10 protein-coding genes are annotated in these 13,162 nt (G+C 76.7%); 3 read left to right on the top strand and 7 right to left on the bottom strand.

Going from position 1 to position 13,162, the window contains the following annotated elements:
- Window positions 1-115: 115 nt before the first annotated feature.
- The 4 genes from IG69_RS23150 to IG69_RS0118635 form a co-directional block, all read right to left on the bottom strand.
- Window positions 116-247: a hypothetical protein gene (locus IG69_RS23150; RefSeq protein WP_256437940.1), complete on the bottom strand. Its 132-nt coding sequence runs from the start codon at window positions 245-247 to the stop codon at window positions 116-118.
- A gap of 50 nt (window positions 248-297) precedes the next feature.
- Entirely contained in the window at window positions 298-585 is a 288-nt protein-coding gene (locus IG69_RS0118645) for a WhiB family transcriptional regulator (protein WP_030529680.1), read from the bottom strand.
- A 212-nt stretch (window positions 586-797) separates the two neighbouring features.
- Window positions 798-1,040 carry a hypothetical protein gene (locus IG69_RS0118640; protein WP_030529679.1) on the bottom strand — a complete coding sequence of 81 codons (243 nt, stop codon included), beginning with the start codon at window positions 1,038-1,040 and terminating at the stop codon, window positions 798-800.
- 157 nt (window positions 1,041-1,197) lie between these two features.
- Window positions 1,198-3,321: an ATP-dependent DNA helicase UvrD2 gene (locus IG69_RS0118635; protein WP_030529678.1), complete on the bottom strand. Its 2,124-nt coding sequence runs from the start codon at window positions 3,319-3,321 to the stop codon at window positions 1,198-1,200.
- 94 nt (window positions 3,322-3,415) lie between these two features.
- Between IG69_RS0118635 and IG69_RS0118630 the strand changes: the two genes are divergently transcribed.
- Window positions 3,416-3,676 carry a mycoredoxin gene (locus tag IG69_RS0118630; RefSeq protein ID WP_030529677.1) on the top strand — a complete coding sequence of 87 codons (261 nt, stop codon included), beginning with the start codon at window positions 3,416-3,418 and terminating at the stop codon, window positions 3,674-3,676.
- A gap of 15 nt (window positions 3,677-3,691) precedes the next feature.
- Here the strand turns inward: IG69_RS0118630 and nudC are convergent, their stop codons facing one another.
- A complete protein-coding gene (gene nudC, locus IG69_RS0118625; RefSeq protein ID WP_030529676.1) occupies window positions 3,692-4,636 on the bottom strand; it encodes an NAD(+) diphosphatase in 945 nt (314 codons plus the stop codon).
- A 41-nt stretch (window positions 4,637-4,677) separates the two neighbouring features.
- Between nudC and IG69_RS20550 the strand changes: the two genes are divergently transcribed.
- Window positions 4,678-5,859 (top strand): phosphotransferase, encoded by a 1,182-nt coding sequence (locus tag IG69_RS20550; RefSeq protein WP_051750744.1) that lies wholly within the window; start codon window positions 4,678-4,680, stop codon window positions 5,857-5,859.
- Here the strand turns inward: IG69_RS20550 and IG69_RS0118615 are convergent.
- Window positions 5,831-9,112, bottom strand: a complete 3,282-nt coding sequence (locus IG69_RS0118615; protein ID WP_030529674.1) for an ATP-dependent helicase — start codon at window positions 9,110-9,112, stop codon at window positions 5,831-5,833. The two genes, IG69_RS20550 and IG69_RS0118615, sit on opposite strands and share 29 nt — an antisense overlap.
- A complete protein-coding gene (locus tag IG69_RS0118610; protein ID WP_030529673.1) occupies window positions 9,109-12,201 on the bottom strand; it encodes an ATP-dependent helicase in 3,093 nt (1,030 codons plus the stop codon). Before IG69_RS0118610 ends, IG69_RS0118615 begins: the two co-directional genes overlap by 4 nt.
- A 122-nt stretch (window positions 12,202-12,323) precedes the next feature.
- Between IG69_RS0118610 and IG69_RS0118605 the strand changes: the two genes are divergently transcribed.
- Window positions 12,324-13,043: a VOC family protein gene (locus tag IG69_RS0118605; protein ID WP_030529672.1), complete on the top strand. Its 720-nt coding sequence runs from the start codon at window positions 12,324-12,326 to the stop codon at window positions 13,041-13,043.
- Window positions 13,044-13,162: the final 119 nt, after the last annotated feature.

Below are 13,162 nucleotides of genomic sequence, written 5' to 3'. Positions count from 1 at the left end.
GCCAGCACGTCGGCGACCACGGCGCGCCAGAAGTCCCGCCCGCGCAGGGGTGGGACGGGCACCGCCCCCGGCGTGGTGCCGGGGGCGGTGCGGTCCGCGGTGTGCACGCCGGCCCTCATCGGACGATGGCGTGGACGACCGCCTGCATCTGCTCGCGGTTGGCCGCCTCGCGCTCGACCCGCTGCGCCTCGTGGGCGCGGCGCTCGTGCACGACGCGACGGATCCGCTGCATCCGTCGGTGGTACATGTCGTTCTCCTGTCGGAAGTGCTTGTGTGCGTTGGTGGTCGGGGCCGCGGTCAGGCCGCGACCTCGGTCTTGCGCGGGCGGCCCCGGGGCCGCTTGCGCGCCACGGTGACGCCCTGGACGAAGTACTCGCCACCCCAGACGCCCCACGGCTCGCGCCGCTCGAGCGCGCCGGCGAGGCAGCTGCGGCGCACCGGGCAGGTGCGGCACAGGGCCTTGGCGAACTCGACCCCCTCCGGGGTGTCGGCGAACCAGAGCTCGGCGTCGTTCTCGCGGCAGGGGATGCCCTCGCCGTCGATGACGTCCGGGTCCTGCAGGTCGAGGAGATCGGTCAGCTGCATCGGGGGGTCACCTCCGTTCGTCGAGCGCCGGGTGTGGCGCGGGGTGGTACTGGGCGGGCGGTCGGTGTCGGTCCGGTCGCTCACTGCGGTCATGGCTGCTGGTCCTCGCGTGCTGTGGTGGTCGGTGGAGCGGCGCCCGGGCCGTGCGGGCAAAGAGAAAGGCCGCGGATCCCTGGGGGGATCCGCGGCCTCGAGGTGGCCCTGTCTGGTGGTCAGACGGGGGGTGCCTCGAGGCGTGGGTACACGGATCCCGTGGACGGGACGGCGATGCCGAAGCCGGTGGCCTCACCGGCGACGGCGCGGTCGCGCATGCCGAGGTCGGCAGCGGACACAGTGCGCCCCTGGACCTGACGGAGATCGACCGCGTGGGCGGTGTTGGAGCCGTACCAGACGGTCGTGCCGGTCTCGCGGGCAGCAGCCATCGCCGTGCCGTTCGTCGTCATCGTCTTCTCCATCGGTCCAACCCTCCTTCGCGGTCTCGGTCGTGTCGGTGCCCGGGCGGGCACGCGAGGTGTTGCGAGCAACTGTAGGGGGGCCCGCGGAACCTCGGCAACGGATTAAAACGGGTCGCCCGTGACTTTTCTCCGCACAGCGATCCGAAACCGTTGTGCCTCAGGCGTTCTGGGCCTCGGAAAAAGTTCTGACGAGATCGAGCACGGCCTCGCCGAAGCGCTCCAGCTTGGCCGGGCCGACCCCCGCGATGCGCGAGAGCTCGGCCGCGTCGGCCGGCTCGCGCTCGGCGATCGCCGTGAGCGTGGCGTCCGTGAAGACGACGAACGCCGGCACGTCGAGCTCCTTGGCGGTGGCGAGGCGCCAGGCCCGCAGCTCCTCGAAGAGCTGCTCGTCCATCGTCGGCGGGCAGGCCGTGCACCGGCCGATCGTGCGCTCCTTGGCGGTGGCGAGGCCTCCCCCGCACACGCGGCACGTCGTCGGGAGGGCGGCCCGCTCGCGCCCGCGGGCCTTCTTCGCCGACTGCTTCGGCCGGCTGCGGGCCGCCTCGCCGAGCACGGACTCGGTGCCGTCGAGGAAGCGCGAGGGCCGGCGGGTGCCCTTGGCACCGGGCGTGCGGGCGCGGGCGTAGGACAGGACGAGCCGGTCGCGGGCGCGGGTGACGCCGACGTAGAGGAGCCGGCGCTCCTCCTCGATCTCGTCGGGGGTCTCGGCCATCGTGATCGGCATCAGCCCGTCGGAGCAGCCGACGAGGAAGACCGTGCCCCACTCCAGGCCCTTGGCGGCGTGCAGCGACGCGAGGGTGACGCCCTGGACGGTCGGGGCGTGCTGGGCGGCCGCGCGCTCGTCGAGCTCGCGGACGAGGGCGGGCATCCGGGCCTCGGGGTCGGTGGCGGCGAAGGAGTCCGCGAGAGCGGCGAGCGCCGAGAGCGACTCCCACCGCTCGCGCGCGGCTCCGCCGGAGGTCGGCGGCTCGCGGGTCCAGCCGACCCCGAGCAGGACGTCGCGGACGAGGTCGGGCAGCGCCACCTCGCCGTCATCGCTGCGGGCCGCGCCGCGCAGCAGGACGATCGCCTCGCGCACCTCGCGGCGGGAGAAGAAGCGCTCGCCCCCGCGCACGAGGTAGGGGATGCCGCGCTCGGCCAGCGCCGACTCGTGCATCTCGCTCTGCCCGTTGGTGCGGAAGAGCACGGCGATCTCGGAGGCCGGGTGGCCCGCGTCGAGCAGCCCCCGGATCCGCTCGGCGACCTGGTCGGCCTCGTGCGGGTCGTCGTCGGCGACGAGGAGCTCGGGGACGACGCCGTCCTCGCGCTGGGCGCGCAGCTCGACGGAGCCGGAGCGGCGCCCGCCCCCGGGGCTGCGCAGGACGAGGTTGGCCAGCCCGACGACCTGCGGGGTCGAGCGGTAGTTGCGGACGAGCTCGACGACCCGGGCCTGCGGGTGGCGCGAGCGGAAGCCGAGGAGGTGCGCCGGGGAGGCCCCGGTGAAGGAGTAGATCGTCTGCGCGGGGTCGCCGACGACGCACACGTCCTCGCGCTCGCCGAGCCACAGCTCGAGGAGGGTCTGCTGGAGGCGGTTGACGTCCTGGTACTCGTCGACGACGAAGTGCCGGTACTGCGCCCGCACGGCCCGCGCGACCTGCTCGTGCTCGCCGAGGATGCCGGCGGTCAGGAGCAGGACGTCCTCGAAGTCGATGACGCCGCGCTCGGTCTTGACGCTCTCGTACCCCTCGATGACCCGGGCCATCGCCGTGGCGTCGAGGCCGGCCGGGGGCTCGCGCCGGGCCCGCGTCGCGGCGGCGGCATAGGTGTCGGAGGTGAGCATCGAGACCTTGGCCCACTCGATCTCGGCGGCGACGTCGCGGACGCCGGCCGAGTTGAGGCCGAGGCGCAGGCGGCCGCCGGTCTCGGCGACGGCGCTCGCCTTGTGCGGCATCACCTCGGGGGCGGCGCCGCCGATGGCCTGCGGCCAGAAGTAGTGCAGCTGCCGCAGCGCCGCGGCGTGGAAGGTGCGCGCCTGGACCCCGCCGACCCCGAGGTCGCGCAGCCGGGTGCGCATCTCTCCGGCGGCGCGGGCGGTGAAGGTGACCGCCAGGACGCGCTGCGGCTGGTAGGCCCCGGACAGCACGCCGTACGCGATGCGGTGGGTGATGGCGCGCGTCTTGCCGGTGCCCGCGCCGGCGAGCACCGCCATCGGCCCGAGGGGGTGCGAGGCGACCTCGCGCTGCTCGGGGTCGAGCGCGTCGAGGACGTCGTCGGCGCCGGGGTGCACGGGGAGGATCGTCATCGGGGTCGATCCTAGGTCTCGCCCCCGACGCTCCCCCGGGCCGGGCGACGCCCGCGTCGGGAAGGACCCGGGGGCCCCCGCTGTTGACGTGGCCATGAGCGCTCCCGCGAACCCGGCCCCCGGCACCGTCACGATGTTCACGACCACCTGGTGCGGCTACTGCCGCCGCCTGAAGTCCCAGATGGAGCGCGAGGGCATCGAGTTCACCGAGGTCGACATCGAGCGCAAGCCCGACGCCGCGGACTTCGTCATGCTCGTCAACGGGGGCAACCAGACCGTGCCGACGGTCCTCTTCCCCGACGGCACCGCCGCCACCAACCCCTCGCTCGCCGAGGTCCGCAGCCGCCTCGGCTGAGCGGACGCCGGCGGCTCAGCGCATCGAGGTGACCTCCGGCGCCTCGATCGGGCCGCCGTACCAGTGCTCGACGATGCGCCGGGCGATGGACACCCGGCCCGGCACCGCGACCGAGCCGTCGGCCACCGCCGCCGCGAGCTCCTCGCGGGTGAACCAGCGGGCCGCGGCGATCTCGTCCTCCTGCAGGCGCAGGTCGGTGCCCCGTGCGTGGGCGGTGAAGCCGACCATGAGCGAGGACGGGAAGGGCCACGGCTGGTCCCCGAGGTAGCGCACGTCGTCGACCTCCACGCCGACCTCCTCCGCCACCTCGCGGGCGACGGCGCCGGCCAGGGTCTCCCCCGGCTCGACGAACCCGGCGAGCACCGACATCCCGCGGGTGCGGAAGCCGCGCCCGCGGGCCAGGAGCAGCCGGTCGTCGTCGTCGACGACGGCCATGATGACCGCGGCGTCGGTGCGCGGGTAGTGCTCGCTGCCGTCGGCGACGCAGCGCCGCACCCAGCCGGCCTGCACGGGACGGGTGCGCGACCCGCAGCGCGGGCAGAAGCCGTGCACCCGGTGCCAGTTGGCGAGGGCGAGGGTGGAGGCGAACAGGGCCGCCCCGAGGTCGTCGACGTGTGCGCCGACCTCGCGCAGCGTCGCCGTGCCCGGGTCCGGCTCGACCTCGTCCGCGGCGTCCGGCCCGTCCTCGACCACGCCGACGTACTGCGCCCCCTCGTGCTCGCCGAGGTAGACCACGAGGTGCCCGGCGTCGGACGCGACCGGGGGCCGGGTCACGACGCGGACGACGCCGTCGTCGTCGGTCGTCACCGGGACCCGGTCACCGCACAGGTGCACGACGCGCGTCGCCGGGTCCGCGAGCAGGCGGGGCGTCAGGTCGGGGTCGCCGCGTCGCTCCGCGTGCCGGTCGAGGGTGCGCCGGGTGAGGGCGACGTCGGGAAGAGTTCGCTCGGCACGGGCCACCCTCCCAGCCTAGGTGGCGGGCACGGCCTACCGTGGGGCACGTGGACCGCAGCCCCGTACAGCTCGCCGCCCTGGCCAGTGCCGCCGTCCCGGGCCTGGACCCGGTGAGCGTCGAGGCACTCCCCTCCCTCCCCGGGCAGGCCTTCGACGTCGCCTTCGTCGAGGACCAGGAGCACCGCCGCTGGGTGGTGCGCGTCCCCCGCACCGAGGTCGCGGGCGCCGAGATGGACCGCTCCGTCGCGCTGCTCGGCCTGCTCGCGCGCCGTCTGCCGTTCGCCGTGCCCGCGCCGCGTGGCTTCGTCGACCTCGGCACCGGCGGACGGGCGGCCGTCTACCCCTACCTGCCGGGGCACGCGCTCGACCTCTCCGCCCTGCCGCACGGGCCGGGGCTGGCGGCCGAGCTCGGCCGCGCGATCGGCGCGCTGCACAACACCGACCCCGCGCTCTTCGAGGAGGCCGGGCTGCCGGCCTACGACGCCGACGCCTACCGCACCCGCCGCCTCGCGGAGCTCGACCGGGCCGCCGAGACCGGCCGGGTCCCGACGACCCTCCTGACCCGCTGGGAGGAGGCCCTCGAGGACGTCGCCCTGTGGCGCTTCGCCGCGACCCCCACCCACGGCGACCTCGGTGGCGAGGAGGTCCTCGCCGTCTTCGACGACCCGCACGACGCGGCCTCCGGGCGGGTCAAGGCGATGACCGGCTGGGAGGACGCCCAGGTCGCCGACCCGGCCGACGACTTCGCCGCGCTCGTCGCCGAGGCCTCGCCGGAGGCCGTCGACACCGTGCTCGAGGCCTACGCCCACGTGCGGGTCGAGCGACCCGACGTCAACCTGCTCGTGCGGGCCCGGCTCGGCGCCGAGCTGCGGATGCTCGGCCGCCTCATGGGCGCGCTCGCCCGCAAGGACGTGCCCGCGGTCGAGGTGCTCTCGACGCAGCTACGCCGGCTCGACGACGCCGTCCACGTGGCGATGGAGCGCGGCGAGGACGACTACCGCCGCACCTCCCTCGCCCCCGTGACCCCGCGCTCGCGCCCCGCTCCCCCGCCGGCGCTCGTCGTCGACGACGACGAGGAGGACGACCTGCCGGAGGTCACCGCGGAGGCCGACGAGGTCACGGACGACGCCGACCAGGTCACGGACGACGCCGACCAGGTCACGGACGACGCCGACCAGGTCACGGACGACGCCGACGAGGTCAGCGAGCCGCGGCGAGAGCTCGGCTGAGCTCGGCCTCGTCCGGCAGGTCGGGCCACACGGTCTCGCCGGTCGCCGCGTGGAAGAAGGCGCCGCGCACCCGCTGCGGGTCGACCCCGCGCAGCCGCGACCACGCGAGGCGGTAGGCGCCGAGCTGCACCGCGCGGGCCCGGGCCCGCGCGCCGGTGGCCGGCTGCCCGGTCTTCCAGTCGACGACCGTCCACTCGGGCTCGCCGTCGGCGCCCCGCCCGGCGAAGACAGCGTCGATGCGCCCGCGCACGGCGATGCCGTCGATGACCGTCTCGACGCTCGTCTCGACCTCGAGCGGGGTGCGCCCGGCCCACTCGGACGCGAGGAAGGCCTCCCGGAGCGCGTCGAGGTCCTCGCTGGCGCCGTCGTCGTCGGCGAACCCCGGCAGCATGTCGACGTCGACGATGGCCGCCCGCGCGTAGTGCTCCTCGACCCACGCGTGGAAGGCCGTGCCCCGGCGCGCCGCGAGCGCCGGCGGCTGCGGCATCGGGCGGCGCAGCCGGCTCGTGTAGGCCTCGGCGTCCTCGGCGAGGGAGACCAGGGCCGAGGTCGAGAGGTGGGCCGGCAGGACGACGTCGACGTCGGCACCGTCCCGGCGGCGTCCGCGCTCGTCGAGGAGCATCCGGACCTCGGCGTCCCACGGGCCGGCGCCGGTGGCGGGCTCGGGATCGGCGGCGGCCGCGACCACCTCGCGGGCCGGGCCGAGCAGCAGGTCGCGGCGGGCGACGTGGTCGGGGGTCGGCCAGAGCACGCTCACCGCCTGCGCCGTGCGCGGGTTCTGCGGCTTGGGGTCGTCGGTGGGCGGCAGCTCCGCCCACGGCCCCGGGGCGACCCCCTCGAGGACCCGCACCTCCTCGAGGAAGCGCGAGGTGACGCGCGGGGACGCGGCCGAGCCCCAGACGTGGGCGGTGAGCAGGAGGTCGAGGCGGGCGCGGGTCGTCGCGACGTACGCGAGGCGGCGCTCCTCGGCGATGCCGTGGTCGGCCGAGGCGGCCGTGAAGCGGGCGAGGGCCTCGGCGGCGCTCTCCCAGTCGTGGCCGTCGGCCCAGCCGAAGCGGGGCAGGCCGTCGCGGTCACCCCGCAGGTCGTGCGGCAGCGCGGCGAGGCCGACGAGCCACGCCTTGTCGTTCGGGTCGCCGTGGCCCCACGCGTCGCCGACCGGTCGGCTCTGGGTGGCCGAGTGCGCCGGGAACGAGGACTCGACGAGGCCGGGCACGGCGACGACGTCCCACTCCAGCCCCTTGGCCGCGTGGACGGTCATGACCTGGACGGCGTCCGGCCGGGCCTCGACCCAGCCGAGGTCGAGGCCGCGCTCCTCGTCGACGGCCGCCTCGAGCCAGGCGAGGAAGCCGCCGAGCCCCGGCCGGTCGGCGCTCGCGGCGAAGGTGGCCGCGACGTCGGCGAAGGCGTCGAGGTGCGCCCGGGCCGCACCGGTCGAGTACCCCGGCCGGGCGAGGACCTCGATGTCGAGGCCGAGCGCGACCTCGGCCTCCGCGACGAGCTCGGGCAGGCCGAGGCCGGTCAGGCCGCGCAGCCGGCGCACGCACGCGCCGAGGCCGGTCAGCCGGGCCAGCGCGGCGGGGCCGAGGCGCTGCCCCTCCTCCCCCACCCAGTCGGGCGGCGGCAGCGCGTCGAGCGCCTCGACGATGCTCGCCTCGTCGGCGGCGTCGGGGGCGAGGTCGGCGCCGCGCTCGGGACGGTGGCGTCCCTGGCGGACGCGGGCCCACTCGCCGAGCCCGTCAAGGTCGGCCGCGCCGAGCCGGCACGAGGGGCCGGTGAGCAGGCGCATCAGCCGGTCGCCGCGGGTGGGGTCGGCGACGACGTGGAGGAGCGCGACGAGGTCGGCGACCTCGGGCGTGTGCAGCAGCCCGCCGAGGCCCACGACCTCGTGGGGCACCCCGGCCTCCTCGAGCGCCTCGACGACCGGGTCGAACTGGGATCGCTTGCGGCACAGGATGGCTGCGGTGCGGCGTCCGGGCCGGGACATCCGCGCGCGCAGCCAGCCGACGACGTGGGCGGCCTCGTCCTCGAGCGTGCCGAGGCGGGCGACGGCGACGTGGCCGGGCCCGGCGCCGGGGCGCTCGACGAGCCGCTGGACGGGCACGCGGGTGGTCGACGCGAGGGGGGCGGCGACGACGTTGGCGGCGGCGAGCACGGCCCGGTCGTTGCGCCAGCTCGTCGAGAGGTGCAGGACCTCGGCGGGGGCCGGGTCGCGGAAGTCGGAGCGGAAGCGGTCGAGGGTCGTCGAGGAGGCGCCGCGCCATCCGTAGATCGACTGGTGGGGGTCGCCGACGGCGGTGACGGGGACCGGCTCGCCGGGGGCGACGAACAGCGCCCGCAGCAGCTGCAGCTGGGCCTCCGAGGTGTCCTGGAACTCGTCGAGGAGGACGGCCCGGAAGCGCTGCCGCTCGGCGGCGCCCACCTCGGGCACGGTGAGGGCGAGCCGGGCGGCGAGCGCCACCTGGTCGGAGAAGTCCATCGCGTCCCGGGAGCGCTTGAGCGCGTGGTAGGCCTCGACGAGCGGGACGACGGCGGCCCGCGCGCGCAGGACGTCGACGGTGTCGCGCATCGGGTTGGTGCGCCTGCGCGAGCCGTCCGGCTTGGTCAGCGTGTCGAGGATGTCGACGACCTCCGCGAGGTGCTCGGCGACCTGCCGGGGCTCGACGAGGTGCTCGGCCATCTCGCCGGCGAGGTCGACGACGGCGGTCGTGACGGTGGACTCCGCCTTGTCGACGGCGTCCATCGGCCCGTCCCAGGCGACGACGGCCTCGTGCGCGAACTGCCACGCCGCGGCCTCGGTGAGCAGCCGGCTCTCGGGCTCGACCCCGAGGCGCAGGCCGTGCTCGCGGACGATGCGCCCGGCGTACGCGTGGTAGGTCGAGACGGTCGGGGTGTCGTCGAGGACCGCGGCGCCGGCCTCCGGCGCGGGGGTCCAGAGCCCGGCCTCGCGCAGCGTCGTCAGGCGCGCCGCGAGCCGCTCGGACAGCTCGCCGGCGGCCTTGCGGGTGAAGGTCAGCCCGAGGACCTCGTCGGGCTGCACGAGCCCGTTGGCGACGAGCCACACGACGCGGGCGGCCATCGTCTCGGTCTTGCCCGAGCCGGCGCCGGCGACGACGAGCAGCGGCCGCAGCGGCGCCTCGATGACCGCCGCCTGCTCGGGGGTCGGGGCGTAGGACTGGCCGAGCGCCTCGGCCAGCGCGACGGCGCTCCAGCGCGGGGGCGCCTGTGCCGCAGCAAGGTCGGTGGTCGTCACAGGCGCCTCCCCTCCGGCTGTGCCGGGCAGGAGTCCTTGACCTGGCAGGTGCCGCACACGTCGCGCGAGGGGGTCGCGACGACGGTGGAGGCGGCCATCCCGTCGGCGGTGCGCAGGACGAGGTCACGGGCCCACGTCGGCTCGGGGTCGGCGCTCAACGGTGCCTGCACCTGGAGCGTCGTCGAGCGGTTCGCGGCCCGCCCGAGCTGGAGCAGGGCCGCGCCGCCGGACCCCGTGCCGTGCGCGGCGAAGGCGCCCTCCTCGACGGCGAGCTGGTAGGCCCCGAGCTGGCCGTTGCGGGCCAGCTCGTCCTTGGTCGGCTTGCGCGACCCGGTCTTGAGGTCGATGACGCGCACGGCTCCCCCGGGCCCGATCTCGATGCGGTCGACGGTGCCGGCGACGACCGCCCGGCCGAGCGCGACCCGCATCCGCTCCTCGGACGCGGCCCGGCGCCAGCCCTCGGCGCTCGCCTCGCGGTGGTAGGTGGCCAGCCGCGCGGTCATCTCGCGGGCCCGGCCGAGGTCGCGGCGCGAGAGCCATCCGGGCGGCAGGCCGAGCCGCCCCCAGCGCGCCTCGAGCTCGGCGGCGTAGGTCGCGGCGTCGACGTCGCCGAGGTCGTGGGCGACCTCGTGGACGAGGGTGCCGATGTCCTGGGCGCCCATCGAGGGGCCGTCGCCGCCGCTCGTACGCAGCAGCCACTGGAGGCCGCACTGCCCGAACCGGTCGATCGTCGACGGCGAGACCCGGACCGGGGCGTCGTCGGTGCGGCGGGGGCGGTCGTCGGTGGTGGCGCGCAGGGCCCACCACTGGGCGGGGTCGGCGCCGGGGACACCGGCGCGGGCGAGCCGGCCGAGCGTCGTGACGGCGGCGCCGCGCAGGGCGGGGTCGGGGTCGACGAGCGCGCGCCGCAGCTCGGCGACGAGGCCGGGGAGGGTGAGGGGACGCGGGACGTCGGTGAGGGGGCGGGCGTCGGGGCGGGGGTCGACGACGTCGAGGTAGGGCGAGGGCTGCTCGTCCTCGCTGCGGACGGCGGTGACGACGAGGCGGTGACGCGCCCGGGTGGCGGCGACGTGGAACAGGCGCGTCTCGTCGTGGGCGACCTGGGTGCGCGCGGCGCGGGGCGAGGGGTCGCGGCCGGTGACGACGTCGACGAGGTCGGTGGAGCGCAGCATCGAGCCGCGCAGCCGGAGGTCGGGCCAGGCCCCCTCCTGCACCCCGGCGACGACGACGAGGTCCCACTCGAGCCCGGCGGCCGCGGCGGGGGTGAGCAGCGCGACGGCCTCACCGGTGGCGGCCCGCGCCGCGAGGGTGTCGCCGGCGACCTCCTGCCCGCGCAGGTGCTCGAGGAAGTCCGCGGGCCGGGCGCCCGGGAGCCGGTCGACGTAGCGGGCGGCGGCGTCGAAGAGCCCGATGAGCGCGTCGAGGTCGCGGTCGGCGCGCTGCCCGGCCGGCCCCCCGGCCAGCGCCGCCTCACGCCACGCGTCCGCGAGGCCGGCCGCCGACCACATCGCCCAGAGGACCTCCTCGACCCCGAGGCCGTCGCGCAGCGCCGCGACCCCGGCGGCGAGGACGCGGTGCACGCGACGGGCCGGGCGCGCCTCGGGGCCGACGTGGTCGAGAGCGGCCGGCGTGAGCACCGCCTCGGCGAGGAGCACGTCGCTCGTCCGCCCGCCCCCGCTGTCGAGCTCGAGCCGGCGCAGCGACCGCCGCAGGCGGCGCAGGCCCACGGCGTCGGCCCCGCCGAGGGGGGAGGAGAGCACGTCGACGACGGTGTCGGGGTCGAGCTCGTCGGCGCCGGCCACCACCTCGAGGGCGCAGGCGAGCAGGGTGAGCAGCGGCCGGACGGCCACCTCGTCGCGGACGGGGAGCTCGGCCGTCGCGGTGTCGACGGGGACCCCGGAGGAACGCAGGACGCGTCGCAGCGAGGCCGTCCGGGAGCCGCCGCGCACGACGACGGCCATCCGGGACCACGGCACGCCGTGCAGCAGGTGGGCCTCGCGCAGCAGCCCCGCGACGAAGGCGGACTCCTGGGCACCGGTGCGCAGCAGGTGCGCCTCGACCGCGCCGTCGCCGGCCACGGGCTCGGGCGCCCGGTGGGCGGCCCCGCCGACGACGCCGACGTGCGCGACGACCCGCCCGGCGGCGCGGGCCACCGGCGCGGTGCAGCGGTGACCCGTCCGCAGGACGTGCGTCGCGGCGTCCGGCCAGGCCGTGACGAAGAGACGGGGGTCGGCGCCGCGGAAGGTCTGGGTCCCGGCGTCGGGGTCGCCGGTGAGGACCACCGGGACGCCGCTGTCGCGGGTGAGCACGGTGACCAGCCGGACCGCGGCCGGTGTCAGCTCCTGGGCGTCGTCGACGACGACGAGGCGCAGGCGGGAGCGCATCCGCCTCAGCGCCTCGCTGTCCTCCTCGAGGAGGTCGGCGGCGGCGGTGAGGACGGTCGCGGGGTCCCATGCCCCGGGGGCGGACAGCGCGGTGACGTCCTCGTACTCGGCGAGGACGGCGGCGCCGGCGACCCACTCGGGGACGCCGTGCTCGCGGCCGAGGCGCTCGAGGTCGGGCGGGGTGAGGCCGAGCTCGAGGGCACGCATCAGCAGGTCGCGCAGCTCGGCCCGGAAGCCGCGGGTGGCCAGCGCGGGGAGCACCGACCTCGGCCACGGCGGGGTGGGGGCCGAGCCGGTGGCGTGTCCGGCGAGGAGCTCGCGGAGGATGACGTCCTGCTCGGGGCCGCTCAGCAGGCGGGGCGCCGGGTCCCCGGCCAGGGCGGCCGCCTCGCGCAGGACGCCGAAGCCGAAGGACTGATGGGTGCGCGCGAGCGGGGTCGACGTGGTGCCGCCGAGCCGGGCCGTGACGACGTCGCGCAGGCGGGCGGCCGCGAGGCGGGTCGGGGCGAGCAGCAGGCAGGAGTCGGCGGGGGCCCCCTCGCGGACGGCGCGCACCACGCGCTCGACCGCGACCGTGCTCGTCCCCGTGCCCGGCGCCCCGAGGACGCGGACCACGAGGTCGTCGGCGTCGACCGCCGCCTGCTGCTGCGGGTCGAGCGCCGGCGCGGCCACCCAGGCGGTGGCGGGGCGGCGGAGGACGAGCACGTCGCGATTCCACCACGTCCGACCGACACCGGCTCGGCCGGGCGTCCTGCGGGAAACCATGTTGCCGGTGGCCGCCGACGGACCTGGCGTCGGGGCGTCACCGACGACGGGGAGGATCCCGGATGACCGTGCAGCTCGAGGCCCTGGTCGTCGACGCGGCGGACCCGGTGGCCCTCGCCCGGTTCTGGGCCGGAGTCCTCGGTTGGACGACCGCCGAGGACCGCCCCGGTGCGGTCACCGTGGTCCCGTCCGACCCGGGGTGCGTCGCCCTCCGGTTCCGCAGCGCGGCCGCGCCGTCCGGGGCGAGCCGTCACCACCTCCACGTGACGAGCACCTCGACCGACGACATGGCCGCGACGGTCGAGCGGGTCCTCGCGCTCGGCGGCCGGCACCTCGACGTGGGGCAGCAGCCGGACGAGGAGCACGTCGTCCTCGCGGACCCCGAGGGCAACGCGCTGTGCGTCATCCCGCCGTGGAACCGCTTCCTCGCGGGCACCGGGCTGCTCGGCGAGGTCGCCGGGGACGGTGGTCGGGCGACCGGCGTGTTCTGGAGCGAGGCGCTGGGCTGGCCTCTGGTGTGGGACGAGGACGACGAGACGGCGGTCCAGTTGCCGGCCGGCGGCACGAAGGTCGCGTGGGGTGGCGGCCCGGTGGCTCCGAAGGACGGGGTGAGCCGCACCCGGATGGAGGTCGTCGCTGCGGCGGGCACCGACCTCGCCGATGCCGTCGCCGAGCTCGAACGTCTGGGCGCTGTCCGTGTGGATACCGTTCTCGCTGAGGGCGACTCGGTCACCCTGGTCGACCCGTCCGGCACCGAGCTCGTCGTCCTGTCGCCCCGCTGACGCCCCGGGCTCAGCCGGTCGTGCGGTGCTGGGGGTTCGGTGGTGCGGTTGGCGCCGTCGGGGCCGTGCCAGGTGACGGTGCCGTCGGGGGCGAGGTGGGGTCGCCACCGGCTCTGTTG

It is taken from the genome of Phycicoccus jejuensis (genome assembly GCF_000720925.1).
GTDB lineage: Bacteria > Actinomycetota > Actinomycetes > Actinomycetales > Dermatophilaceae > Phycicoccus > Phycicoccus jejuensis.
Note: the sequence above shows the minus strand (reverse complement) of the source record. Positions and strands in the feature narration are given on the sequence as shown.

Bases quoted from the DNA above. Each gene is read 5' to 3' on its own strand.
- IG69_RS23150 (WP_256437940.1), bottom strand. From the start codon at position 247: ATGTACCACCGACGGATGCAGCGGATCCGTCGCGTCGTGCACGAGCGC.
- IG69_RS0118645 (WP_030529680.1), bottom strand. From the start codon at position 585: ATGCAGCTGACCGATCTCCTCGACCTGCAGGACCCGGACGTCATCGAC.
- IG69_RS0118640 (WP_030529679.1), bottom strand. From the start codon at position 1,040: ATGGAGAAGACGATGACGACGAACGGCACGGCGATGGCTGCTGCCCGC.
- IG69_RS0118635 (WP_030529678.1), bottom strand. From the start codon at position 3,321: ATGACGATCCTCCCCGTGCACCCCGGCGCCGACGACGTCCTCGACGCG.
- IG69_RS0118630 (WP_030529677.1), top strand. From the start codon at position 3,416: ATGAGCGCTCCCGCGAACCCGGCCCCCGGCACCGTCACGATGTTCACG.
- IG69_RS0118605 (WP_030529672.1), top strand. From the start codon at position 12,324: ATGACCGTGCAGCTCGAGGCCCTGGTCGTCGACGCGGCGGACCCGGTG.